The sequence below is a fragment of the Actinomadura sp. HBU206391 genome (genome assembly GCF_014323665.1).
Classification (GTDB): domain Bacteria; phylum Actinomycetota; class Actinomycetes; order Streptosporangiales; family Streptosporangiaceae; genus Actinomadura_C.
Map to the genome: position 1 here is coordinate 19,433 of NZ_JABVEB010000021.1, position 25,724 is coordinate 45,156.

The window sequence follows — 25,724 nt, forward strand, 5'->3', positions numbered from 1 at the left end:
GCTTTGCATTTCCCCGACGGGATCGCCGCCCAGCCCGACGTCCTCGCGCGCAGCCGCGAGACCGTGACCGCCGCGCTCGACCGGCTCGCAGTGCCCCGGCCCGGGCAGGTCATCGCCCTGGTCGGGATCGGCGCCAGCGAGTACGCCGCCCATGGGGCGGCACCCGCCTGGCGCGCTGCCGGGCTGCGCGCGTTCCCGCTGCCGGCGTCCGAGATGCTCGCCGCCGCCGACCTCAGCGCCGACGTGTACGTGGCCATCAGCGAATCCGGCCGCAGCGCCGAGACGGTCAAGGCCATGGAAGCGGTGTCGGGCCGGACCACGGTGGCCCTCACCAACGAGCCCGGCTCCCCGCTCACCGAGGTCACCGACGGGTCCGTCCACCTCGGCAGCGGCCCGGACAGTGCCGTCTACACCACCGGGTACACCGCCACCCTGCAGGCGCTGGGCCTCATCGGCGAGCGTTGGAGCGGCCACGGCGGCGACGGCGACTGGTCCGCGCTGCCCGATCTCGCCCAGCGGGTGCTCGACGACTTCGGCGCGGTCGTGGACGCGCCGGCCTCCGTCCTCGATGCGGCGCGCATCGTCGACGTGGTCGCCTCGGGCAGCGGCAACGCCGCCGCGGGAGAGGGCGCACTGCTGCTGCGCGAGTCCGCGCACCTGCACACCGCCGCGCACGAGACCCGCAACTATCTGCACGGGCCGATGGAACCCCTCGACGCCCAGACGGCCTGTCTCATCATCGGAGGCGGCCGCGAGGTCAAGCTGGCGCAGGACGTCCGCGCGCTCGGATGCCCGACGATCCTGATCACGACTCGTGAGGACGTACGGGACACCGCTGGCCTCACCGTCGTGCGCCTCCCCCGCGTACGGTCTCCGCTGGCACGGGCGGTGCTCGAGATCCTGCCGATCCAGCTGCTCGGCTGGTCGGTGGCCTCCCGCCGCGGGCTGCGCGTGGACGGCTTCCGGCATCGCCAGCACGACACCAAACTCGAGTCGGCGTAGCGCCCATGACCGACGAGACGACGGCCCAGGGCCGCGTGCCATCGATACACGTCATCGGCAACATCCAGCTCGACGTCCTCGCCGCCCCCGTCACGGCGCTGCCGCCCGCCGGCGGCGACACGATCATCGATCGCATCGACGTCCGCCCCGCCGGGGCCGCCGGGAACGTCTCCCTCGCCCTGGCCGCCCTGGCGACCCCGCACCGGTTGTTCGGCTCTCTCGGAGACGACTACGCCGGGCGTTGGGTCCTGCGGGAGCTGCGGAGGCTCGGCCTGGACTCCGGCGTCCGGATCGTGCCCGGCACCGCGACCGGGATCTCCATCGCGCTGGAGGCGCCGCGACAGGAGCGCGCGTTCCTCACCGCCCATGGCGTACTCGATTCGTGGAGCGCCGACGCGCTGCCCGCGGACGCGACCGAAGCCGATTTCGTGCTGCTCACCGGCTACTTCTCGCTGCCGGGGATGCGCGGCGACGGCACCCGCGATCTGCTCGTGCGGGCACGGGGCAACGGAGCCACGACGCTGCTCGACACCGGGTGGGACCCCGATGACTGGCGTACCTCGGGGGTGCGGGAGATCCACGACCTGCTCCCGCTGGTCGACCTGTTCCTGCCGAACGAACCCGAGGCCCTCGCGCTCACCGGCGAGCCCGACGCCGCCGCAGCGGCCGCGGCCCTGGCGGAGATGAGCGGAGGCCGCGTCATCGTCAAGCTCGGTGAGCGAGGGGCCATCGCCCACCTGCCGGGCGGCGGCCTACTCGCCGTCTCCGCACCGGCGACCACGCCGCTCGACACCACTGGCGCCGGGGACAGCTTCGCCGCCGGGCTGATCACCGCGCTCGCCGAGAGCGGGCACATGAACGACGCACTGCGCCTCGGCGTCGCCGTCGCCTCGACGGTCGTCGCCCGTCCCTCGCACGACCGGTATCCGAGCCGCCAAGAGCTCGATCCACGGCTATGAGCCCTCGCCCCCTCGTCTACCGGTCAGGGCTCGGGGCCGATGAGGTACCAGTGTCCGGTGGGTGTGATCCACAGCAGTGCGCCGGGCCATATTTGGATCAGGGTCCAGTCGGGGTGCTGTTTCAGTAAGTGGTGGCCGCGGCACAATGCGGCGAGGTTACATGGGCACGTCGGCCCGCCTTTGTGATGCGGAATCGTATGGTCCAGGTCGCATTCGGTGGCGCGGCGGTTGCAGGTGGGGAAGGCGCAGGTGCGGTCTCTGGCCTGGATGAGGCGGCGCATTCCGGCAGGTGGCCGGTAGCCGTGATGTCCGTGGACGGGGTGGCCCCCGGTGTCGACCGCCAGAGCGCACCAGCGGACCTTGAGCGGTGAGAGCGCCTCTGTCATCCGGCGGCCCGCTTCGGTGACCAGCAGCCGTCTTTCAGCGGGGCCGCCTCGGTCACCGATCTGGTCGAGTAGCGCGGTCAGCCGATCGCGGGCCGTCTGGGTGATCGCGGCGGCCTCTTCGTCTCCGGTGCCGCCGTCGGTTGACCTTCGGGGATCGGTACGTCGCGTGCCGCCAGACCGGCCGGTGCCACGCCGGGAAGCGCGGGCCCCAGCCGCGGAGTCCTCGGGTGTGGGGGTGGGTGCTGCGGGTGATGGCGGGTGCTGTTGGGGGTGGGTGGGTGGGGGGAACAGGTCTGCGGGGTGTTTGCCGCGCAGGAGTTCTAAGACCAGGTCGGCACGGATGGCGTCCATGGGCCGTTCGTCCCCGTCGGCCTTGATCGAGCTCGCCAGCGCGTTGAGGTAGTTGTAGGCGGCCTCGGCGTCCTCGGCGGGCAGATCACGGGCGGCCAGATCCACGGTGCCGTCGGGATTGCTGTAGGACTCCACCCGGCGGCCCTTCTCAGCCGCCTTACGACGCCGCTCATAACCTTCCGGGTCGGCCTCGATGACCGCCTTACGGACCCGCACTGCCAGTTGCCGAGCGGTCAGCCGGGGCGCGTCGGGCAGCACGAGACTCTCGACTCTACGACCGATGTCGTGGCCGATCCCAAGGATCCCGTCGCAGATCACCCGCGCCTTGTCACCGTCGATGCGGCCTTCCACCAGCGCCCGGCCGGTCTCCAGCAGCGGCCCTTCCAGCATGGCGGCCATTCCCAGCTGGATTGCGGCGGCGGTGCCCGACAACGTCAACGCCGCAGAGACCTCATCACACAGCGCCCGGCTCATCTCCACCGTCCACGCCCCACACCGGTCGGCCTGCACCGACCGACGCCGATCCAACTCCGCAATCGCCGACAGCTCCAACGACTCCGCCCACGAGGCCAACCGCCGAGCCGCCCGCATCACCTCGACCACACCATGCTCATCCAACCCACCCACCGGCAACTCAGCCAGCTCACCTGCCAGCCGCGGACCAGGAAGCATCCCCGAAAGATCCGGCAACTCCTCGACCTTGGCACCTGGCATCCGGGGACACCTCCCTCCGCGCATTCCTCGATAGGCAAGGATAAGCAAGTCTTCGAACATGGTATCGAATGACGGCCCAAATGTAAGCGGAAGTAGCCGAGAAAAATGCCATTCTCAGTGCCGGAGATCCAATTCTCCGGTCCCAATAAGAGCGTAAATTGGGCATATATAACGCATTTCCACGCCCTCGCCACCCGGCGCCTACGGGCCGTACGAAACGACGTGGCGACCTCGGATCCATGGGTCCGGACGGTCAGGCGGGTTGCGTCGGGCGCCGACCATCACGAGCGTGACCGCGAGGCTTCGGCATGGCGCCCCGGCTCGAGGCCGCCACGGCGCTAACGCAGCGCGAACGATTTGATGATCGGGTCGGCGACCCCGGCAAGCCGACCCGGCTTGGCGTTGAGGTTCACATAGCAATACTTGTCGTCCGACACCGGCACCCGGACTTCGATCGTCTCGCTGGTCCGGCCGGTGAGCGTAGCGGTCTCGGTGTAGGCGATCCGGAGCGCGGGCTTCCCGCTGACCGTGATGTCGGCGATCTGTGCCCCCTTGTGCAAGGCCTGCGCCGTTCTCCGCAAGGCCTCGAGTGAGCTGCCCATCATCCCGCCGGAATCGCAGGCACCCGTCAAATGGGTGGCGAACGCCCCAGAAGCGCTGGTCGGATCGATCGCCCAGACCGCGCCCTTTCCCTTCAGCATCTTCAGCAGTTCTTTTGACAGGTCGGCGGCCGGGCCCTCCTTGGTCCCGTACGCCTGGGCCACGACGTCCGAGGAATCGGTGGTGGGATCGACCTTCTTCCAACCGGCCGGCACCGTCACGACCAGGTCGTTCGTTGCGAGTTGCCGCCCTGCGAAGGCCGATGGTGATGCGGACCCCTCCACATTCGGTTTCCCGGTGGTCGCCTTCGCAGCGGGCGTGTCCGCGCCAGAACATCCGCCGACCAGCAGAGGTGTGGTCACAGCCGAGACGAGCAGCAGCATGCGCTTCATCAGTACGGTCTCCCAGGAATGGTTCAGAGAACGAACACACCTCGCCGAAAAGGTCTGCCGGATGCTATCGGTATCGGCCTCGCACTCGAAAATCGGAGATTTACCGGTCACCGTAAAGCGGAGTTCGTGGGCGTGCGGGAGCGGGATTACGGCTACGGCAGCCGCGGAAGCAACAAGCGGGCGACATCGAGGGCGCGGCTGATCGGAGACCGGTCCGCGACGGGCGACCAGCCCTCGGCCGACCACACATCGGACGTGACCGCCTTGACGAATCCCCATGCCACGACGCGGTCGACCGGCATCGCCAGCCCGTCCGCGAGCTGCTCGACCCGCTGCGGGACCAACGCGGTCAACGACTCGTCGCGGTCGTCTGGATCCGGATTGAACAGCAGCGCGCCGACCTCGTAGCCGGGATCGCCGACGATGCCGTGCGGATCGATGGCCAGCCACGGCTCGCGCGTCGCGCGCAGGATGTTGTCGTGGTGCAGGTCGCCGTGCAGGACGACCCGTTCGGTGGCCGACGCGCACAGCTCGCGCATCAACCCGCCGGCGCGAACGACGAGGTCGAGCGGCAGCGGCCCGGCCTCCCCGTGGACGGTCACGTAGTCGTCGAACGCCTCGACCAGCGCCAGGGCAGTTCGTAGGGCGCACCGACCGTGAGATCCCAATCGCGGACCAGGTCCCGCAGGATGGACGGCAGGTCCGCGAGCCATCGGACGCCGTCGTCGCCCCAAACGCCCACGACGTTACGAGCCGGCTCATCGCTGATCACACGCCCGCACGATAGTCGGCGAGCGCCTGGGGGCGGCCGTCACCACGGGGTCCATCACCACGGGTCCATCACCACGGGTCCACCACCACGGGGACGGTGCCGAAGGTGCGACGACCGGTGGGCGGTCGTCGCAGGTGATGGTGTTCGGCAGCTCCCAGGCGGCGAGCCAGGGCCCGGTCGTGCCGCCTCCGTCGTTGCCGCCGAGATCCGTGAGCGAGAACTCCGAGCCGGTGGACGGGAAGTCGAACGACCCGCAGTTGTTGACGCCGACCGCGCCGACGTTGCGAGCATCGACGTTCTCGAAGGACGCTGCCCCGGCCACGCGAGCGCTGACCACCGAGGTGCCCGTGCCGTCGACCCTGATGTCCTTGAAGTGGACGTTGGTGATCGAGTACAGGTCCTTCACCGGCCAGTCGCTGACCAGCATGATCGCGTTGTAGGTGTTGTCGAGGTAGTGATCCCCCACCACCTGGATGTCCGCGTCGATGTTCTTGTCGAGCGCGTAGAACCAGATGCCTCCCAGACCGATGTTCCAGTTCAGCTCGTACGTGCCGGCCCGGACCGTGGTGTTGTTCTTGATCCACAGATGACCGGTGAACGCCTCGGCGCCGAAACGGGCCCCGACGTGGAGGCCGCTGCCCTCCCGGATCGGGTCGGCGATGAGGTTGTTCGAGACGGTGTTGTCCGTGCCGCCGTAGATGGCGATGCCGTTCGCGAGGGTCGGCGTCTGCACGGTGTTGTGGTGGAACGTGTTGCCGGCGTTGGCGGTCTTCTCCGACCACATGGCTAGGCCGTCGTCACCGGTGTTGCGTACGAAGTTGTTCGACACGACCGAGCCGTCGGGCGCTGGCGGGCTGAGGGCGACCTCGCGGCCCTTGATGATCGTGTACCAGTTTCCGGCGCCCTCGATCGTCACGTCGTCGACGATGATGTGTCGGTTCACCTGGTAGACACCCGGCGGGATGTAGACCTTGAGGTGCTTGCGCTTGGCGTAGGCGATCGCCTTGTCGAACGCGCCGGCGGACTCGCGCCGGCCGGTCGGGTCGGCGCCGAACACCAGCACGTTCGCCGCGACGAGCCTGACGTGCGGCGCGCCGACGAGTTCCGAGTCGAGCAGATCGACGACCGTCCACGCCGCGTTGCTCCCGGCGGGAACCGTCAGCCGCACCCTGTCACCCGCGCGGTACTTGCGGCCGAGCAGCAGGCGCTGTTCGTCGTAGAAGTGGTTCGGCCGGAACGGCTTGCTGATCGTCGGGGGCGGTGTCGTCGCGTTGGGCACGCAGGAGCACTCGGTGATCCACCAGTCGGGGTGCAGCAGACCGGCGTTCGGGTCGTTCGTGAACGGATACTGGTTGTACAGCCACGCGTACTGCGATGTGAGCTTCATGGTGGTCCGGTGCCCGCCGTTCACCGTGACGTCGAGCGGCGCGGTGATGCCGCCGCCGTTCGGAGCGTCCGGGATGCTGTAGCGCACGGTGATCGCATTGGCCGCGCTCGGCAGCGTGAACTCGACATGCTGTCCCGGCGTCAGTTTGACCGCCTTACGGCCGGACGCCTCCGCCGGCAACGTGTACGCGGTGCGATCCGGGCCGATGACCGTGCCGTTCGTCGGGACGTTCTCCGCCTCTTGCTCCGCGAAGTCGACATCGGCGCCCCGGCCCGCGACGAGCGAGGGATCGAGAGCGGCACGCGTCACCACAGGTGCCGGTCCGCCGTGCGCTCTCACGTCGGCCATGGCCGTGCCGCCGCCGTGACCGCCGAGACCGCCACCGCGGCCCCAGCGCGCCGACCTGCCGGACCGTCTCGCTTCGGCTCCTGTGATGCTCCGTGACATCGAATGCTCGTTTCTCTCGGGGACATCTCAGACGCTCGAGGCGAGCGGACACGTGCGGGTGAGGTGACAGTAAGGCCCCCGCACCCGCTCGACAAGATGTTCTCGGCAGAGAATTTCGCATTCTTGCCGGTCTACTGCGGCACTACCTCAGATTCTTGCGCCATCTGTACGAGCTTTTGCGAACCATGAGAGGCGACCGGCCACCGGCCAAGGGCGATCACCGCCGAGGAGACTCCTTCGAGGCCGCTCCGCCAGACCGCCTCCACCACAGCGACAGGCCCGCTCCCGCGAGCACGCAGAGCAGCAACCCGACGAGTGCCCCGGCCACGCCTGACAGGCTGTCCAGGCCGCGCAACCCCTGCCAGATCAGGACCGAAGCGACGACCGGCCAGGCCGCGATCCACGCGTACACCCACTTCGCGATGTAGACCCGTTCGCGCGGAGCCGCGGGCGGCTCGGCCAGCCGGGCCGCCGGCCCCGCGCCGACCGCCTCGGGGCGCTTGTAGTAGGCGAACCACACCCACACGCCGCACGGCTCCCACCCCTCAGGCGCGAGCCGCTCGGAGAGCCGTGCGCGATCACCTCGGCCGACCCTCTCGCGGCGGTACTCCCATCGCATCGGCTGCCGCGCGTCACGGCGGCACACGAAGCGGCCGGCCCGGTCGAGCCGTTCGACCTCCCAGCCCTGGTCGCCGAAATGGTTGAGCAGCCGCTCCTCCTTGAGGGCGTCCGCCGTCCACACCCAGGTCTCGGCCTCGCTCCCGGGCTCCTCCAGAGCACCGGCCGAGCCCGCGCGATCCCGCTCGGTGAGCTGCGCCGCCAGCACCTCGGGCGGGCCGAACTCCTCGTGCGCCTCGCTCCCGGCCTCTTCGGCGTACGCCTTCAGTTCCCGTACCAGCGTCTCGATCCGCTCGTGCGGCATCCGCTGCTCCCGCAGCAGCGCGGTGAGCTCTTCGAAGTACGCGTCGGCGTTCGTCATGTCTTGCCCTCCCTCGTGCCCAGCAGCTCTTTCACCGTGTGATGGAAGTCCAGCCATGCCCCGCCCTGCTCGCCGAGGTCACGCCGACCGTCGGTCGTGAGCCGGTAGTAGCGCCGTCCCGGACCGCGCTCGGCCGCCCGGAACTCCGCCTCGACCAGGCCCGCTTCCTCCAGCCTGTTGAGCACCGGGTAGAGCGTGCCGCCTTTGATCAGGCCCAGGCCCGCACTGTCGAGCCGCTTTGCGATCTCGTATCCGTAGCTCTCGCCCTCGGTCAGGCAGGAGAGCACCAGCAGATCGAGCACTCCCTTGAGCCAGCTGGCCCGCCTGTCTGTCGCCATACCTAGATGAGATCACATACTAGATAGGAATGCAATCTAGGTGGCTGTGCCGTGTGCGCTAGCGAATGGGATCGTCCAGCAGTCAGGTGAGCACCTGCCGGGCGTGTTCGTTCGGAGAGCGGCATGCCCAGGAGCAACCGGGCATTCTCGAACCGCCTCGCGACCCCCGTCAGGGCCAGCGGATCACCGCGCCCGGCTCGGGAACGTGATAAGGCCGGTAACACACGCTGGTGCGGTCCGACTCACGGCACCTCAGGCATTGATAGGTCCGGTGCCCGCGATGGTTGGTCAGCGCCGGCGGGCACTGGCATGGCGACCACCCCACCAGCGTCCACTCGGGCCCGAGTTCATGGCCGTACGGGCAGTTCACCGGCGCGTGATCGTCCATTGCCCCAGTATCCGCCGCGCCCGGCCAGGACACGAGACCAGGTCTGTGACCGGACGATTACGTCGCTCGCCCGCATCACGGCCTATCGTCGTCACCATCGGGTTCGAGGGGTGGGTCCGCGTCCTGCCGGCCCGGCCCCGGCTGCGGGCCCGGCGCTCCCCGAGGTGCGGCTTCGGGTGGCCCTGGAACCGGCCCCCGCTGCCAGGGCGGTGGTCCGGGCGGTGGTCCGGATGGCCCGGCGACTCCGCCGGGCGGTGGTGGCCAAGGGCCTGGTCCGGAAGGTCCCGCCATTGGTCCGGCGACCGGTCCATGCGGCGGCATGGGAGCCCAGTGCTGCGGCGGCGCGACCTTGTGCGGGTCTTCCTCGATCTCGTCGGGTCGGCCGGCGAGGATGGCCAGCCGGTCGAGATACAGAATCTGCAGTACGGCCAGCACGATCAACGCCAGGATCACCGCGACGAGCGGCGTGGTGGAGCCGACCGAAGGACCCATCGCGGCATAGACGGCCGCCCGACTCACCAGAGCGACGGGCGCGGTCCACTGCTCGGATTCGGAGCCCATCAGGAGCGGCCACAGGAGGCCCTGTGCGCCGACGAGCGCCACCGCGCCCGCGAGAAGACCGGCCAGCGGAAGCGCGGGCACCACGACCACGCGCAGGAATGACAGGGCCGGTGGCGCGCCGCTCGCCGAGAGTGCCCGCCACTTCGCCGAGTGACCCCGGCAGAAGAGCGTGAGGATGACCAGAGCCGGAACGCTGATGAGGATCGGTGGGAAGAGCGCGGCGAAGTCGCCGACCAGGCCGAGGTCCCTGGCGTTCACGTAGTCGGCGACCGCCAGCGGTCCCACACCGACGAAGAGCCAGGGTGCGAAAGGCAGCAGCAGCCATTCACTGCGGCGGCCCATAGGGCGGAGCCCACCGATCCCGAGCGCCGCGAGAAACGCGATGCCCACCGAGACCGCGGCACCCAGGACAGGCGGCAACCAGGTGTTCAGATGGATCCGCCAGGTCGGCGTCGGGAGCAACAGCCTGGGGCCCGACCCTTCGGGCGTCGATGCGAATACGGCCGAGAGCCACGGCCACATGCCGACCACGGCAATGGTCACCACGACCAGCAGCGCCAGGACGCCGACGACCATGCCGCCGGGCGTGGCCGCACGTTCCTTCGCGCCGAGACCTCCCGCCTGTGGTGGGAACCGCCCCGGTGGGGAGGCTTGCGCTGCGGGCGGACCCTGCTGCGGCGCGGGCGGACCCTGCTGCGGCGCGGGCCATGCCTTCGGTGCCTGCGCGGACGGCATGAGCCGGATGCGCAGACGAGCCTTGATCACGATGACCGTGGCGGTGACGCCGAGGAGCCCGAGGATCAGTCCGACGATCGTCTGGGTCGCCGCGGCGGGCCCGAACCGGAAGGCCAGAAAGGCATCTTGGTACCAGAGGCTGCTGACCGTCGACGAGTTGCGCGTCCTGATGAGCGTCGAGAACGAGAAGGCCTGCAGGCTCACCGCAAGTGCCGCCAGCACAGTGATCGCCCCGACCGCGAGCATGGCCGGAGCGACGGATCGTCCCTCCGCGCGTCCACGCAGTGCGGCCAGAAACACGATCAGGGCGAGCCCGAGCACCGCTCCGAACGTGGCCGCCCCGATCATCAGCGGGACGGCCAGCCGCGCCTCGTCCGGATCGGTGATCGTTCCCACCAGGCCGGCGACACCGCTCCCGGGGCTGCCGGGTCTCTGCGCGCGCATCCAGGCGACGGCGATCGCGACCGGTGAGAAGACCACAAGGGGAACCGACAGCAGAACCCGCCCGACGCGGCGCGGCCACGGTCCGGCGCCGTCGAGGGCCACGGCGAGCACCGGGGCGACCGCGACGGCCACGAACAGCGGGATGACCGCCAGCGAGAACGAGAACCCGAGCGCCCGCCAGAACCCGCCTGAACCCAGCACGTCACCGTAGTTCTCCAGGCCCACGAACCTCTCCGAGCCGCGCAGGGGGCTGGCCTGCCGGAGGCTCGTCCAGATCGTCTGCAGGCTGGGGACGGCCAGCGAGACGAGTGCGGCGATGACTGCGGGCGCCACCAGCAGCAGGCCCATCACACCGCGCTGAGGATCACCTGCGCGCGCGGCCGGGAGGGGCGGTCGGCGTACGGGAGGAGGAGAGGTCATGTGGGGCTCCGTGGCCAAGGACAAGGGTTCATCCGGCATGATGGCGACTCCCCGGGCCCCGCACAATGGGCGGCGACATGCCGCACGCCCGGATGCCTTCGCTCAGCGGGCAGGCCCGCCCGCTCGACGCCTTGGACCGTCTGGCCACGGAGTCCAGGGATGAGGGAACTGGTGGATACGAACATACCGATGCGGCGCGCCTGACACGGTACCTGTCACATCGACAATTTCGGCCGCGAAAAAGAGGTGGGCGCCCCGTACGGTTCTCTCATTTGGCACCTATTCCAGGAGTTGATCATTCTATTGATCAACTCCTGGAATTACGCTGCGGGTGGAGTCGTGGCGATGTCACCACCGCGCAATCGACCCGGCCGTGGCGAGTCGTCACTTGCTGGGTTCGGGCGCCTCGCAGGAGATCTTCGGGTTCATCCCGACGTAGTTGAGGGGACCGGCCAAGATGGTCACCGTGATGGTCGCGAGCGCGTTGCAGTCCTCGACCTTGCCGTTCAAATAATCGCGCTGGCCGGCTGCCACCAAGCCGATGATCAGCCACAGCGCAACGACGACCGATCCGATTCTCATTCGAGTAACCTCCCTGATTTCTTGCCCCAAGATGCCCCGACAAATACTGATCAAACACACGGCGAGGTGCTCTGTGGGTCTCGCGCGTCCTGGGCGGCCCATGCGAACATATGTTCGTGTCGAACGAGGCCACGATCCTGCACGCCGACCTGGACGCGTTCTACGCATCGGTCGAGCAACGTGACGACCCCCGGTTGCGGGCCCGGCCTGTGATCGTCGGGTCTGGGGTGGTGCTCGCGGCCAGCTACGAGGCCAGGGCGTACGGAGTCCGCACCGCGATGAGCGGCGGCCAGGCCCGGCGGTTGTGCCCGCACGTGATCGTGGTCGAGCCCCGGATGTCGGCCTATGCCGAGGCGAGCAAGGCCGTGTTCACCGTGTTCAAGGACACGACACCGCTGGTCGAAGGGCTCTCGATCGACGAGGCGTTTCTCGATGTGGGCGGGCTGCGCAGGATCTCGGGGTCGCCCATCGACATCGCCACCCGGTTACGGCGCGAGGTCCTCACCGAGATCGGGCTGCCCATCACCGTCGGAGTGGCGCGCACCAAGTTCCTGGCCAAGGTGGCCAGTGGCGTCGCCAAGCCCGACGGGCTGCTGGTCGTGCCACCGGACGGCGAACTGGAGTTTCTGCACCCGCTCCCCGTCCGGCGGCTGTGGGGCGTCGGTCCGGTCACCGCCGACAGGCTCAGGAACCGTGGGATCACCACGGTCGGCGAGGTGGCGCGGCTGCCCGAGAGCACGCTGATCTCGATGCTCGGCCAGGCGTCGGGCCGGCACCTGCATGCCCTGGCGCACAACCGCGACCCCCGCCCGGTGCGCACCGGAGTGCGGCGGCGCTCGATGGGGGCACAGCGGGCGCTCGGCCGCCGCGGCAGATCGCCCGAGGACCTGGCCGCCATCGTGGTCGGGCTGGTCGACCGCCTCGGCCGCAGGCTGCGGGCGGCCGGGCGGCTCTGCCGCACTGTCACGCTGCGGCTGCGCTTCGACGATTTCTCGCGGGCGACGCGGTCGCGTACGTTGCCCCAGGCCACCGCCGAGACGCCGCCGATCCTCGACACCGCGAGACGGCTGCTCGCGACGGCACTGCCGCTGATCGAGAGCCGGGGCATCACGCTGATCGGGATCACCCTCGGCGAGCTGCATGACGACCGCACCGTTCAACTCGCGTTGCCGTTCGACCACGCCGCGAACGGCGCGCTCGACACCGCGCTCGACGACATGCGCGACCGGTTCGGATCGACCGCCGTCACCCGTGCCGTGCTGCTCGGCCGCGACCAGGGAATCTCGGTGCCGCTCCTGCCCGACTGAACCTGCCCGACTGAACCGAGAGGGCCGGTGATCGTGAGGCTGAACGGTCGGCCGGCACGTCTCCTTCTGGCGGGCGCAGGCTGCCGGTCAGCCGTCGAGCGGTGTGACGTGCTCGTGCCGGCGGATCGGGGCCGACTGGGCCAACCCGACGCTTCCGTAGAGGATCAAGCCGATGCCCATCACCTCCGGCACCACCCAGGCTCCCAGCCGGATCTGCTCACCGAACAGGCCGACGCCGTACGCGATGCTCGCCACCGGGTCCGTGACGTTCAGCGCCGGCTGTATGGTGACCAGCGTTCCGGCCTGCAGCGCGAGCTGCAGCAGTAACAGGCTGCACAGACCGGCCGCCACCATGGCATAGACCGGCCACGAGGTCAGCAGGGCCCGCGGATCCTCGGCGAGGACCTCTGTGGCCTGCTTCATCAGCGCGGCGGTGAAGGCGAAGCCCAGGCCGGACGCGACCCCGAGGACGGTGGCCCGGCGCTCCCCCCTGAGGACTCTCGCCACCGCCACCAATCCCGCGACCACCCCGACGGTCACGATGGTGGCGATCGTCCAGCCGGTCCGGTCCGGCAGGCGGCGGCTCTCGACCGGGCCCGCTGCGACGAGAAGAACGGCGAGGCCCACGGTGAGGGCGGTGATGGCGAGCCAGGCCTTGGCGGCGAGCCGGATCCGGAACAGCCATGCGACAAAGATCATCGTGAACGGCAGTTCGGTCACGAGAATGGGCTGTACGAGAGCGAGCCCGGCCCCGCTCAGTGCGGCGGCCTGGAAGAGGAAGCCCGCGATGAGCGCCCCGATGCCCGCAAGCCAGGCCGGCCGGCGGATCAGGTACCACATCAGCCCTACCGGGAGCCCGTGAGTCGCCGGGGCCGACTGCACCGCGCGCCGCTGCAGGACCGATGACAGCGCGTTGCTCACGGCGGCGAACACCGCCAGCACCATCGCGATCACTCTGCCCCGCCTCCACGCCGTACGCCGGCCGGCGGCGGAGGAAGAAGGCCGCTTCGCCGCTCACCGGCGACCCGCCACACCGCACCGCGCGGTTCATGTGCGGCCGGACCTGCAGCGTCTCACGCCAGGTCACGGCTCGATCACACCACGCCGTCCGTGTCACCGATCCCCTGCTCCGGCGAACTCTCGTCAAGCGGGACATAGCGGCTGAGTTTGGCGCTGTGCCGGTAGCGGGCGAGCCCGGCGACCGGTGTCAAGGTCACGTCGGCGTCGCGCAGGCCCGCGGAGCCGAGTGCCGTGACGAGAACATGCCGGAGGCCGGTGAGGTCGATATCGGGGTCCGCGACCAGGAGCACTTCGACGCCTTCGGGTGTCTGCAGGATCTGGTGGTCCACCACCCCGGCCAGCTCCAGGAGGACAGCTGAGACCGTGAACGGATGCACCGTTGCGTCGCCGTACCGGAACAGGTCGACGTCACGTCCCTCGGCGGTCGCCTGGAGCAGCGGGGACCGGCCGGTGGGAACCTGGCGCAACCGGTCGGGGAGCCGGTACCGGATGAGCGGCTGGGTGAGATTGTTCAGACTGGTCAGCAGGACCGCCGACGATCTGACGCCGGGGCGCACGGGGCGATCCTGGTCGTCGACGAGCTCGGCGATGACCATGTCGGAGTTGAACGTGAACACCGCTCCGTCGGGTTCGGTCACCCCCATGAAGCTCTCCGAGCAGCCGAAGACGTCGACGATCGGAGCCCCGAAGCCTTCCCTGATGATCCGGCGGAGCACGGGCGTGAGCTGTTCACCGGTGCTCTGGACGCGTTGGGGCGCGACACGGAGCCGACCGGCCGACCGCAGCCGGGCCAGCCGGGCCAGTACGGTCGGGTAACCGCCCAGCACGTGCGGGTCGAGGTGCTCGACCCGCTCCGCGATCTCCTCCAGCGGCAGGGTCGCGGGAACCGAGACGATGGTCGTGGGGCCGGCGCCGGGCGGATTCATCGCCGACACGAGACCCGTACCGTGCACGCAGGACCCCGCGGCGACCATGGCGATCCTCGTGCCGACCGAGGCGTTGGCCCGCAGCACGCACAGCGCGCTGTCGACGGCGGTGTCCAGATCGAGGACGAAGAGCCCTCGCCCGAACATGCTGCCCCCGCTGACCTGAGCCAGGTAGCGGCCGTGCATCGCTGCGGGTTCCGGACCCGCGGTGGTCAGCGCCTCCTCGACCAGTGCCCGGTTCAATCTCCGGTCGGTGAAGACATCGTCCAGTTCGCGCATCATGTCGGGCTTGGTCAGCACCGGTATGCGCGCGAGATCCTCGACCTCGAAACGATCCGGATCGATCGCCGCGAGCCGGCGAGCGTAGAAGGGTGAGTGCTCCCGGGCATGGGAGAGGAGCCGTCGGAGCGCCGTCCGCTGGTGCGCCGCGAGCTGGGCGCCGCTCCAGCCAGGACGCTGCGCCCGGTCGGCGAACCGGTCCGCCAGCAGCCGGTGGTAGCGCTCACGCAGGGCGGGAAACGATGGCGCTGATGCCATCACGGATCCTGCGATTCGCTGCGATCACGCTCATACCGCATGAACAGCACACCGTCGCCCGCCAGCACCGACACCAGTCGGAGCGGCAGCGACACGGGCCCCGGCCATGGGTGGCGGTCGAGGCCGTCTCCGATGAGGCATGGCGTGAGCGTGCGGCACAGTTCGTCCACCGCGTCCGCTCCGAGGAGCCGGCCGTAGAGGAGCGGATCTCCCTCGCAGAGCACTCGGGTGAGGCCGGCCTCGGTCAGCGCGTCGAGGATCAACGGGACCTCGACGCGATCGTCCCCCACAGTGATCACCTGCGCCCCGGCGCCGGCCAGAGCCGCCACCCGATCGCGGGGGGCCGCGGCGACCGTGAAGACGATGGGCCGCACCAGAGCATCGCGGAAGAGCGCTCCCCGGGGATCGAGATCCGCGTGCTCGGCGACCACCGCGACGGCCGCGACGTCGGCCTGTCCGCGTTCTCGCCGGCGTCGCCGGCACCCTTCGGATCGGGCCTCCTCAGGCTCGTCGGACAGCGTCGCGCCGGAGTCGCCTGAGCTTGGACCGGCGCCCGCCCCGACCAGGATCACGTCGGCGAGCTCTCGGAGCGTACGGGCCATGAGCGTGCCATCATGCGAAGCCCGGCCACCGCCGGGTCCGTCCGCCATCACGACACCGTCCGCCGAGGTGATCAGATGAACGCGGACGTAGGCGCGCGCGGCCCCGCCGGGGTAGTCGCAGGTCGCTGACAGGTCCTCACCTCGCACCGTGCGAGAGCCGCCTTCCGCGAGAGGCGGGAAGATCTGCAGCACACCGTCAATCCCACCATGACGGCCGCGGCCGGTCGAGCACCTCTTCGCCGCCGCCCGGCGGCGCGCGTCACCCTGACCGACCGCCCCCTGACCGGCCCCACTCAGTCCAGGCACCGCACGGCCTCGGCGAGGACTTCGAGCCCGGTGAGCGCGTTGTCGCCCACCCCGGAGTTGAACCCCCGCGTGTACGCGAGCCGATCCGCCACGGCATCCGGCGGATCCATCTGTACGGCATCCTGCCGAACGTTCCGCTCGAGGAGCTGGCCGGCGATTCCGGCAGCACGTCCGGCCAGTTCGCTCTCGTCCTGGCTGAGCAGGAGCGCGTTGACCCTCTGCAGAATCAGCACGGCCATGGACTCGCGGCCGAGATCCGCGTAGCGGCCGGCCGCCCTGCAGTAGCCCTGGAGCGCGTCCCGATATCGCTGGTGCCGTTCGTCGCGCTGGCCGAGCAACCAGTCGAGCTCGGCATCCGAATGGGCGTCCTTGACCACGCGGCCCATCGCGTGCGCCTCCTCGGCGGTCGCCTGGATCAGGTCGTCATCACCGAGCTCGACCGCGAGCGACAGCATCCGGCGCAGAATCCGGGCGAGGCTCCAGGTGTCGCCGGTGGCACGGAACAGGTCCAGGCTCTGGACGTAGGAGGTGAAGGCCACGTCGAGAGCACCCCGACGTTGTTCCACGCCCGCGAGCCCGGAGATGCAGATGGCGCGGTTCCAGTCGTCACCGGCCCACGCGGCCCGGGCCTCACCGTCGGCGTAGTCACGGGCGGCCTCGTCCAGACGCCCCTGGTCAGCGGCGACGAGACCGCGGTTGCCGAGCCCGTTGGCCTCGTAGAAAGCCGCCCCCGACCGCGAGCCGAACTGCGTCACCTGGGAGAAGATGTCCTCGGCGACCGCGGGTCGCCCTCGGAGCCACGCGATCAGACCCCTGGAGAGCGACCACTCCGCCCAGGGCACGTCCTGTTCCGTGCGCGCGTCGAGCGCCGCGGTGTTCTCGGCGAGGGCCTCGCCCATCACCAGGAAGTCGCGCGCGAACCAGAACCGGGTGAGACCACCCTGGAGTTTCATCGCGTCGCCGATGTCGCCGTGGCGGGTCACGAAATCATGCGCGAGGCTGAAGTTCCATACGTCGGCTTCGACGGAGTCGAGCCAGGTCACCTGGGTCGGGCCGATCAGATGGTCTTTCGCCGTCCAGGCGAGATCGACGAAGTAGTCGGCGTGTGCCCGCTCCACGCCCGTGCGTGCCTGCGAAGGCCACGGCCGGCGCCGGACGTCTTCCCGCAGCGGCGCCAGGATGGAATAGCGCGCAGATCCGGACTGGTCGAACGCGGTGCGCAGCAGGCTGCGGTTAGCCAGGGCACCGAGGTCCTCGATCAGCCGGTCGCCGAAGAAGCCCCGCATCGCGATCAGTGCCTCCATCGAGGCGCTCCCCCCGAAGCATGCGACGCCCTTGAGCAGGGTGAACTGGTCCTCGCTCAAGGCGTTCAGGCTCGAAGCGAAACTGCGATCGAGACCGACGTGCACCGCGGACGCCGGATCGGACCGCCATCCCCCGGGGTCTCCCGGCGCATCGCCGGCCGACACCAGGGTGAGCATGTCGGCGACTCCGACATGCCCGGCCTGCGAGGCGACCAATTCCAGGGCGAGCGGTACGCCTTCGACCGCCTGGCAGATCTTGTCGATCGTGGCCAGTTCCTCCTGCGACCACGTCCTTCTGGCCGTCGACTCCGCCACCCTCGCGACGAACAGCGCCACGGCCTCCGAATCCGCCACGTCGCCCGTATGGTCGAGCGGCTGGAGCCGGTGCACTCGTTCGCTCGGGATCTGAAGCCGCTGGCGGGAGGTGACGAGGATCCGGAGGAACGGGCACGCCTCGATGATCCGGTTGATCAGCGGCGCCTGTGCCGCCACGCTCTCGAAGTTGTCGAGCACGAGCACACCGCGGCGGATGCGAAGAGCGGCGACCAGGCTGTCCTGGCTCGCCGGCACGCCTTCGACGCCGACCGCCCGGGCGATGGCCTCTTCCACGCTCCTGAGTTCGAAGTTGGAGCCGAGGTCGGCCCAGTAGATCCCTTCGGGGAAACGGCTCTTCGCGGCCTGGAGGAACTCACGGGCGAGGCGCGTCTTCCCGATCCCTCCCTCGCCGGTCACCGTCACCAGATGGGCGTCGTCCTCGGTGAAAAGCCGTTCCAAGGTCTGCAGGTCCCTCGTGCGCCCCACGAAGGCATTGCCGATCGGAGGGCTCGTTCCGGGGAGGGAGGGCGATGGAAGCCGCGAGCCCGCGGCGGACTCCAAGGTGATCTCCTCCAGCATCGTCCGCACCAGAATCGTGGCCGACGCCGGCCCGAGGTCGCCGCTCCCGGCGAAGCCGTCAGTGCGGATGTCCGCTGCGTCCCCACCCGCGTGGCCGGAGACGCCCCGCACGACCATGACCTCCGCCGCGTGACCGGTTCGCATCACCGCCGAGAGGACCTTGGCACTCGCCGTCTCGACGGCCAGCGGCCCGGGTTCCGGCGCGGCCGCACCGACGGCCGTCCCGGTCGCCGGTACGGCCGTCGGCCGCGACCCGATCGGGCCGTCGTGCAGCCGGGCCGGACGGCCGGCGAACTGCTCACGGTCCGCGCCCGGCTGCCCGCCCGTCAGGGCCTCGAACTCCAGCTGCCAGGCCCGGTAACGCTCGGGATGGGTGAACTCGAAGTTCCTCGCCCAGTTCACCGGCCGGGGGCTGCACGGGTACACGACCGGCTCGCCACCGCCCGCGTCGTCGGCGAACCCGTGCCCGTACAAGCGAGTGGCCACGATGACGTCGCCGAGACGTACGTCCGGGCTCAGCGAATCGGCGAGGCCGAGCGTCACCAGCAGACGCGGCCGGTGGACCGCCAGTTGCCGCGCGGTATGGACGGCCGAGCCCATGGGATCGGTGTCGTCCATCAGCAGCGCACAGCATGACTTCTCTGCCCCGGTGGCGGCTCGGTGCCTCGAGCCGGTCAGCGAGAACCAGTAGACGGTGCCGCCCGATTCCGGATCCGGGATCGGCTGCACCTCGGTGTTGAGGTGGCGAAGGAACTGCCCCAGCTCGTCCCGCCGGGCCAGCAGGAAGACGACGTCCACGTGAGCGGGCTGCGGGTCCGACGGGGACGGCAGGTCCGAGGAGGACGCCGGGTCCGACGGCGATGGCGGATCGGAGGACGATGGCGAGCCCGAGCGCGACGGCGAATCCCGCGAATCCGTCATGATGATCCAAGGATGGCGCTGGGTGGCGCTGCTTGTAAAGCGATCGCTGTCAGGTGGTCGGCCAGGCCAGATGGCTTCGCCGGCCGATACTTCGCCGCCGGCCGAAGTATCGCGGCCCTAACGTTGAGTATGACCTCGAACCGTTTCGCCGAGTTCCGCTCTCTGCACCATGCGGCGGAACCGTTGCTGCTGCCGAACGCCTGGGACTACACGTCGGCCGCGGCGCTCGCCGCCGCCGGCTTCGCCGCGATCGGCACCACCAGCCTGGGTGTGGCCGCGGTGGCCGGAAAACCCGACGGTCATGGCGCCACCCTTGAGGAGACTCTCCGGCTGGCGGGTTCGGTCGCCCGACTTCCCTGCCCGGTCACCGTCGATCTCGAAGGAGGGTTCGGCGGCGGCCCCACCGACATCGCCGTCCTGGCCGAACGGCTGGCCGGCATGGGCGTCGCCGGCATCAATCTCGAGGACGGCAGACCGGACGGGTCGCTGACCGACCTGACCGCACAGGTCGAGGCCATCGGCGCGATCAAGTCCAGGGTCCCGGAGCTCTTCGTCAACGCCCGCACCGACGCGTTCTGGCTGGGCGTCGCCGATCCCCTGAACGAGGCGCTGTCCCGATCGTCTGCCTTCGCGCACGCGGGCGCGGACGGCGTGTTCGTCCCGGGCATCGCGACCGGCGATGACATCTCGGCGCTCATCGCCGAAACCCCGTCCCCGGTGAACGTCCTGTTCCTGCCCGGCCGTCACACGGTCGCCGACCTGGCATCGCTCGGAGTCCGGCGGATCAGCCTCGGCTCACTGCTGTACCGCGCCGCTCTCCACGCGACGGTCGCCACCGCGAAGGCGGTCGCCGAAGGCCGGCCGGTCAGCGCGGACCTACCCGGGTACGCCGACGTCGTCGCCCTCATCGATGAGCCGGCGGACCGCTCCTGACCCGACGGCTGTGAGCGGTGAACGCGGCGCCGACCCTTCGTTGGGCCTCATCACAAACGGAGAGCCGGATCGCCGGGAATATCTTGACCACGACCCTTATCGATCAGATGCTGACATCCGGTCTCCGGGTCGGCGGTGCCGTGGGTGTGACCCGCCACGGCCGGCGCGCGGATTCCTGGGACGGCGCCATGCGATCCGCCTGTGGCGCGTCCTGACAAGAGAGGGCTGACGCCGTGCTGCGAAGGTTTGTCACTCTGTTGTCCGCATTGCTCCTGGTGCCTGTCATGGTCGTGCCGCCCGCGCACGCCGGCGGCCACCGGCCGCGCCCGGTGATCTTCGTACACGGATTCAGCGGCTCGGGAGGGCAATTCGAGACCCAGGCGCGGCGGCTGGCCGGCAACGGATATCCGGCCGACTACATCGAGGCCCACGAGTACGACTCGCTGTTCACCGTGAACACCCAGGAGCAGGTGTTCGCCGCCCTCGACCAGCGGATCGCCCGGCTGCGGAAGAAGGCCGAGGCCGACCAGGTCGACCTGCTCGCGCACTCGCTCGGCACCAGCCTCATGCAGACCTATCTGCGGAGCTCTCCCGCACGGGCGGCGACCGTCGCGCACTACGTCAACCTCGACGGCGCGTCCTCGGCCGACCTCCCGGGCGGCGTACCGACCCTCGCGGTGTGGGGCGAGGGCTCCACCGAACGCCGGATCGGCGGCGCCACCAACGTCTACTTCTCCGGGCAGTCCCACACCCAGGTCGTCACCTCGCCCGAGACCTTCGCCCAGTTCTACCCGTTCCTCACCGGCCGGGCGCCGCGTACCACCGCGGTCATCCCAGAGCACCACGTACGCCTGTCCGGCCGCGCCGTGCTGTTCCCGACCAATGTCGGCGCCGCGGGCGCTCGCCTGGAGATCTACCAGGTCGACCCGCGCACGGGCGCGCGCAAGACCCGCCGGCCCGCCGCCGCCTACCGCATCGGGGACGACGGATCATGGGGCCCGTTCAAGGCCCGTGGTGACGCCCACTACGAGTTCGCCGTGGTGTGGAGCCGGACGGCCGTCCACCATCTGTACTTCCAGCCCTTCCGCCGCACCGACGCCCTGGTCCGCCTGCTGACGAGCCGGCCGGGTGAAGGCCTCGCGGCCCTCATCGAGGTCGGCGAGCGCCACTCCGCCCTCGTCCTCAACCGGCAGAAGGAGTGGTGGGGCGACCAGGGCGCGGCCGGCGACTCCCTGCGGGTCAACGGCCGCGAGGTGCTGAACGCGGCCAACACCCCACGGACCAAGCGGACGATCGGGATCTTCGCCTACGACGCCAAGAGAGACGGCGTCACCGACCTGAGCGCACCGATCCCGCAGTTCTTCGCGCAGCCCTTCATCAGCGGGGTGGACCTGTACATCCCCGCGCGCGGACGGCCCGACCGCCCGATCTCCATCGTGTCCCGCCCCCGCGGCGGAGCCGGCCACATCGACGCGTTGGCAATCCCCTCGTGGCCGTCGAACGAACACCGGATCTCGGCGCAGCTCGACGACTACGTGCGCTGACGCTCGGCAACTGCCGACCGCTAGCCTGCGCAGCAGGCACGCACCGAAGAGTAGAGCCGGGAGGCGGGCGGCTCAGAGATCCTTGGACGGCGCCGTGGCCGTCGACAGCTGGCTCAGCCATTGGACGCAGTGCGGGCGCCGTCGGAGTGGATCTTTGTGAGATACGATCCAGCAGCGTCTCGGGGGAGCGCATGCCGAGCAGCAGTTCGTACTCAGGGAGCGGCCGTGGACCCCGACTGGCGCCGGATCGCCGAGGAATTCCGCAGGCGCGAGACCGTCGAGATCACGAAGGCGATCGAGGACACGGGGCTCAACGTCAAGGCCTTCGAATCGGCTCTGAACGGCCGTCCGATAGATGACGCCCTCAAGACGGAACTGCGGTCGCTCTGGCACACCGCGGCCGAGTCCGACGCGCACCTGCTGCTGGCCCTCTACGTGTACGCACGGTGCCAGCGATCCTGGGAACTCTCCATCGAGCACGTACCGCTCATCGCCCGCACGATCGACGAGATGTACGCGGCCTGGCAGTCCGTACGTCGCCCGGGAGCGGGAGGGCGCCAGGAACGGGCGGCGGAACCGCTGGTCGGCACGCTGCTGGAGCAGTCGGTGGCGCTGAAGGACTGCATGGCCGTCGAGAACGCCTGCCAGTGCTCGTGTCCCGTCGCGCTGGCCCGCCACGCCGAAGCGGTCGCGAGCCGCTCCGAGCGGCTCGGCGATGACCTGCGTGCCCTGAACCCGGATGGCGACGCCGACTGCATCGAGATCGTGCATGACATCCTGCGCGCCGACGAGATCACCTATTCCGGCTTGGTCGACGTGGCCGGCAGTGTGCTCGCCGTGCTGGGGGACGAGCCCGACGCGTTGGACACCCTCGACCAGGCGATCGGGACGCTTCAGCGCCATGAGTCCGACCCCGCGATACTGGGCGATGCCCGGGAGAGCGAACTGCGCTCCTACCGGCATGGGCTCATGGCCATGCGCGGATATGTCCTCGACCCGGCGATCCCCCGTCTCGAACTCACCGAGGCGGGATTCATCTATGTCTTTCCCTTCGCGTTCGACGGGGTCTCCCCAGAGCAGGCCGGCGAGGCCGCGACCCGCATGTGGGGAGACGGCCACGGAACCGCCGGGCTCGCGGGCCAGGTCCCCTATTACGCCCGGCCGAGCGAGTTGAGCGACATCTGGTACTGGGGACACCGTGACCGCCCGTCCTACGGCGGCGTGACCATCGTGCTGCCGGCTCTGTCCATCACCACGACCGCCGGTGAGCTGATCGAGGACTACCGGGCCGAGATCCGCCTCAATGACCTGGGCAATCACTACGTCCGCATCGAGAGCCGCCGAGCGGCCCTGAACCTGCACCAGACCAACCAGGGCTTTCGCCGCGGCTCGCGCTACATGGGCGAAGAGGTGATCCACGGCGAACGCGGCGGCACGTGGGCGAGGTTGCGCGACTACGCCGACGAACTCATCAACGATCTCACGCTGGCGGTCGGCGGCGACGCCGACCACGTCGTCAAGGACGTGGACGGTGACGGCCATGTCCTTCTCGAGATCCGCGCCGCCGCCGCCACCGCGGACGCCGGCGGGAAACGAGCGGCCACCCGCGAGGACATTCTCCAGGCCGCCGGGCCGCTGATCTCTCAGTCGGTGCAGTCGCTGGCGACGTCCCTGGAGGAATGGGTGCGCTACCCCCATCCGCGCTCTCCAGAGGACGTGCTGGAGGGCTGCGCCTTCACCGACTCCCTCGGAGTGCGGACCAACAACACGACCACGCTGTTCCTGCCGGGGGCGCCGAACTGGTCGTGGATCGAGTACGAAGAGGTCGTCGAGTTCGCGGCCTCGGTGTCCGCGCTCTTCCGGCTGTGGCGGCATCAGATCGACCGGGAGTTCGAGCAGGTGCACGCCGAGGTCAAGCGGCACTCCGCCACTCCGCAGGGCGCGAGCACCGGCAACGAGCCGGCGCTCGCCGACCTCCGCCTGTCGCTGGGCGATTTCATGGCCGAGGTCAGCGAGCGACGCGCCAAGCTCCGTTCCGATCAGCTGGTCGCGTCGGCCGTGGCCCGCCGGTTCATGGACAACCTTTTCTCGGCCGCCGACATCGCCCGCCTGGAGTCCGAGCTCGACGTCCACATGGCCGAACTCGACGCGCTTTACGGACGCCTCACCACCCACCTCGACGTACTGCAAGAGCGTTCCACGCGCCGCTATCAACGCTTCATCGAGTTCGTCCTGGCCGGTGTGACGCTCTTCTCCCTCGCCGAGCTCCTCGGGCTCGTCAACGACCTGTTCTTCTCCGGCAAGAAGGTCCAGACCCATGGCTGGGTCGAGATCGTCGTCTTCCTCATGTTCGCGCTCACCGTGATGACCGCCATCGCGCTGGCGCGGCGCCGCAGCTGACGAGAGCCCGGCCCGGCATGTTCCAGGGCGATTAAATCTGGATCGCCCCGTTTCGGCCGTGTTTCTTCCTCTATCCGAGCTGCCGCCCGCAATGGATAGTGGACATGTGAGCAGCGTTTCCACTGATCCGCCTGCGAATGATCCGCATCCGGCCGATCCGACCGCGATGCTGCGCGTCGCCCTGGCGGAGGCCCGTGCCGGGTACGCCGAGGGGGGTGTGCCCATCGGAGCGGCACTGTTCGGCCCGGACGGCGGGCTCCTCGGGCGAGGGCGCAACCGGCGCGTACAGGACGACGACCCGTCGGTGCACGGCGAGACCGCGGCGTTCCGCGACGCCGGGCGCCAGCGGAGCTACCGCGGCACCACCATGGTGACCACGCTGTCGCCGTGCTGGTACTGCAGCGGGCTGATCCTTCAGTTCGGCATCCCGCGCGTGGTCGTCGGCGAGGACCGGACGTTCGAGGGCAGGCACGCCTGGCTGGCCGAGCACGGCGTCGAGGTGATCGTGGTCGACGATCCCGAGTGCGTCGAGCTGATGACCACCTTCATCAAGGAGCGCCCCGACCTGTGGAACGAGGACATCGGAGCGGACGAATGAGCAGCACTGTCCCGATCATCGATCTCACCCCGTGGTTCGAGGGCGGCGAGGCGGGCAGGCGAGCAGTGGCGGCGCGCGTCGACGCGGCGCTGCGCGAGGTCGGTTTCATGGTGATCACCGGCCACGGGGTTCCCGCGGCGCCGCGCGATGAGATCCGTACCGCCGCCAAGCGGTTCTTCACCTTGCCGGCGGAGATCAAGGAGCGGTACGCGGTGACGGTCGGCGAACGCGGCTGGCTTCCGCCCGGCGTCGAGGCCAACGGCTACGCCGAGGGCACCGAGACCCCACCCGATCTCAAGGAGACCTTCGCGGTCGGGGCCGACGAGCCGATCGGCGACGCGGAGATCGACGACGAGTGGTTCCTGCCCAACGTGTGGCCGGACGAGGTTCCCGAGCTGGAAGGGCTGCTGACCGGCCATCTGACCGAGATGCGCGCGCTCGCGGACGAGCTCCTCGTGCTCTGCGCCACGGCGCTGGACCTGGCGCCGGACTTCTTCACCTCCCGCGCGGGTCATCCCTCGTACACCCTGAACGTCAACCGGTATCCGCCGCTGTCGCAGCTCGGCGAGCCCGAGCCGGGCCAGTTCCGGATCGGCCCGCACACCGACTTCGGCACCGTCACGATCCTCGACCGCCAGGACGGCGTCGGAGGCCTGCAGGTCTACCTGCCGGATGGCGGGTGGGCGAACGCGCCGTACATCGAGGACTCGTTCACCATCAACATCGGCGACCTCCTCGCCCGCTGGACCGGCGGCCGGTGGAAGTCCAACCGGCATCGCGTGCTGCCACCCGACCCGAGCGCGCCCGACGAGGAACTGGTGTCGCTCGTCTTCTTCTACGAATGCGACCCGGACGCCCTCGTCGAGTCGCTCGGCCCGCCGCTCGGCCGGATCTCCTACGGTCCCGTACGCGCGCACGACTACCTGCTCGAAAAGCTCGACGCCATCACCATCGGCTGACAGAGGACTCCCCCGC

Annotated in this window: 20 protein-coding genes; 8 read left to right on the top strand and 12 right to left on the bottom strand. The window is 69.7% G+C overall.

Annotated elements, in window-relative coordinates; genetic code table 11:
- The first annotated feature begins 3 nt into the window (after positions 1–3).
- Positions 4–1,002: an SIS domain-containing protein gene (locus tag HKK72_RS10685; RefSeq protein WP_187234145.1), complete on the top strand. Its 999-nt coding sequence runs from the start codon at positions 4–6 to the stop codon at positions 1,000–1,002.
- 5 nt (positions 1,003–1,007) lie between these two features.
- A complete protein-coding gene (locus tag HKK72_RS10690; protein WP_187234146.1) occupies positions 1,008–1,961 on the top strand; it encodes a carbohydrate kinase family protein in 954 nt (317 codons plus the stop codon).
- 23 nt (positions 1,962–1,984) lie between these two features.
- On the opposite strand, the gene HKK72_RS10695 is transcribed toward HKK72_RS10690, so the two are convergent.
- From HKK72_RS10695 to HKK72_RS10730, 8 genes are all read right to left on the bottom strand, one after another.
- Entirely contained in the window at positions 1,985–3,412 is a 1,428-nt protein-coding gene (locus HKK72_RS10695) for an HNH endonuclease signature motif containing protein (RefSeq protein WP_187234147.1), read from the bottom strand.
- A gap of 338 nt (positions 3,413–3,750) precedes the next feature.
- Positions 3,751–4,404, bottom strand: coding sequence for a hypothetical protein (locus tag HKK72_RS10700; RefSeq protein WP_187234148.1), 654 nt, complete (start codon positions 4,402–4,404; stop codon positions 3,751–3,753).
- Between the two features lie 152 nt (positions 4,405–4,556).
- Positions 4,557–4,943 (bottom strand): aminoglycoside phosphotransferase family protein, encoded by a 387-nt coding sequence (locus HKK72_RS10705; protein ID WP_410050293.1) that lies wholly within the window; start codon positions 4,941–4,943, stop codon positions 4,557–4,559.
- Positions 4,944–5,162: 219 nt separating this feature from the next.
- On the bottom strand, positions 5,163–7,010 hold the full coding sequence (locus HKK72_RS10710; protein ID WP_187234150.1) for a glycosyl hydrolase family 28-related protein: 1,848 nt from the start codon (positions 7,008–7,010) through the stop codon (positions 5,163–5,165).
- Between the two features lie 217 nt (positions 7,011–7,227).
- Complete coding sequence (locus HKK72_RS10715; protein WP_187234151.1) at positions 7,228–7,989, bottom strand: hypothetical protein; 762 nt, start codon at positions 7,987–7,989, stop codon at positions 7,228–7,230.
- Positions 7,986–8,327 carry a PadR family transcriptional regulator gene (locus tag HKK72_RS10720; RefSeq protein WP_187234152.1) on the bottom strand — a complete coding sequence of 114 codons (342 nt, stop codon included), beginning with the start codon at positions 8,325–8,327 and terminating at the stop codon, positions 7,986–7,988. Before HKK72_RS10720 ends, HKK72_RS10715 begins: the two co-directional genes overlap by 4 nt.
- 463 nt (positions 8,328–8,790) lie before the next feature.
- Complete coding sequence (locus HKK72_RS10725) at positions 8,791–10,875, bottom strand: sugar ABC transporter permease (RefSeq protein WP_187234153.1); 2,085 nt, start codon at positions 10,873–10,875, stop codon at positions 8,791–8,793.
- 384 nt (positions 10,876–11,259) lie between these two features.
- The gene (locus tag HKK72_RS10730) at positions 11,260–11,457 is read right to left on the bottom strand and encodes a hypothetical protein (RefSeq protein ID WP_187234154.1); all 198 of its coding nucleotides are present in this window, start codon (positions 11,455–11,457) and stop codon (positions 11,260–11,262) included.
- Positions 11,458–11,573: 116 nt separating this feature from the next.
- Here HKK72_RS10730 and dinB point away from each other — a divergent pair, with 116 nt between their 5' ends.
- Positions 11,574–12,764, top strand: a complete 1,191-nt coding sequence (dinB, locus tag HKK72_RS10735; protein ID WP_222720567.1) for a DNA polymerase IV — start codon at positions 11,574–11,576, stop codon at positions 12,762–12,764.
- Positions 12,765–12,851: 87 nt separating this feature from the next.
- Here dinB and HKK72_RS10740 read toward each other — a convergent pair whose 3' ends face one another.
- From HKK72_RS10740 to HKK72_RS10755, 4 genes are all read right to left on the bottom strand, one after another.
- Positions 12,852–13,709, bottom strand: coding sequence for a DMT family transporter (locus tag HKK72_RS10740; protein ID WP_187234156.1), 858 nt, complete (start codon positions 13,707–13,709; stop codon positions 12,852–12,854).
- Positions 13,710–13,858: 149 nt separating this feature from the next.
- Positions 13,859–15,247 carry an AMP-binding protein gene (locus HKK72_RS10745; protein ID WP_187234157.1) on the bottom strand — a complete coding sequence of 463 codons (1,389 nt, stop codon included), beginning with the start codon at positions 15,245–15,247 and terminating at the stop codon, positions 13,859–13,861.
- Complete coding sequence (locus tag HKK72_RS10750) at positions 15,247–16,041, bottom strand: dihydrofolate reductase family protein (RefSeq protein ID WP_187234158.1); 795 nt, start codon at positions 16,039–16,041, stop codon at positions 15,247–15,249. The genes HKK72_RS10745 and HKK72_RS10750 overlap by 1 nt, the downstream gene beginning before the upstream one ends.
- Positions 16,042–16,142: 101 nt before the next feature.
- On the bottom strand, positions 16,143–19,151 hold the full coding sequence (locus tag HKK72_RS10755; protein WP_187234159.1) for an NB-ARC domain-containing protein: 3,009 nt from the start codon (positions 19,149–19,151) through the stop codon (positions 16,143–16,145).
- Positions 19,152–19,403: 252 nt separating this feature from the next.
- Here HKK72_RS10755 and HKK72_RS10760 point away from each other — a divergent pair, with 252 nt between their 5' ends.
- From HKK72_RS10760 to HKK72_RS10780, 5 genes are all read left to right on the top strand, one after another.
- Positions 19,404–20,207 (top strand): isocitrate lyase/phosphoenolpyruvate mutase family protein, encoded by an 804-nt coding sequence (locus tag HKK72_RS10760; protein ID WP_187234160.1) that lies wholly within the window; start codon positions 19,404–19,406, stop codon positions 20,205–20,207.
- 257 nt (positions 20,208–20,464) lie between these two features.
- Positions 20,465–21,751: a lipase/acyltransferase domain-containing protein gene (locus HKK72_RS10765; protein ID WP_261986716.1), complete on the top strand. Its 1,287-nt coding sequence runs from the start codon at positions 20,465–20,467 to the stop codon at positions 21,749–21,751.
- 225 nt (positions 21,752–21,976) lie between these two features.
- Positions 21,977–24,151 carry a hypothetical protein gene (locus tag HKK72_RS10770; protein WP_187234161.1) on the top strand — a complete coding sequence of 725 codons (2,175 nt, stop codon included), beginning with the start codon at positions 21,977–21,979 and terminating at the stop codon, positions 24,149–24,151.
- Positions 24,152–24,317: 166 nt separating this feature from the next.
- Positions 24,318–24,749, top strand: a complete 432-nt coding sequence (locus tag HKK72_RS10775) for a nucleoside deaminase (protein ID WP_187234177.1) — start codon at positions 24,318–24,320, stop codon at positions 24,747–24,749.
- Entirely contained in the window at positions 24,746–25,708 is a 963-nt protein-coding gene (locus HKK72_RS10780) for an isopenicillin N synthase family dioxygenase (RefSeq protein WP_187234162.1), read from the top strand. The genes HKK72_RS10775 and HKK72_RS10780 overlap by 4 nt, the downstream gene beginning before the upstream one ends.
- Positions 25,709–25,724: the final 16 nt, after the last annotated feature.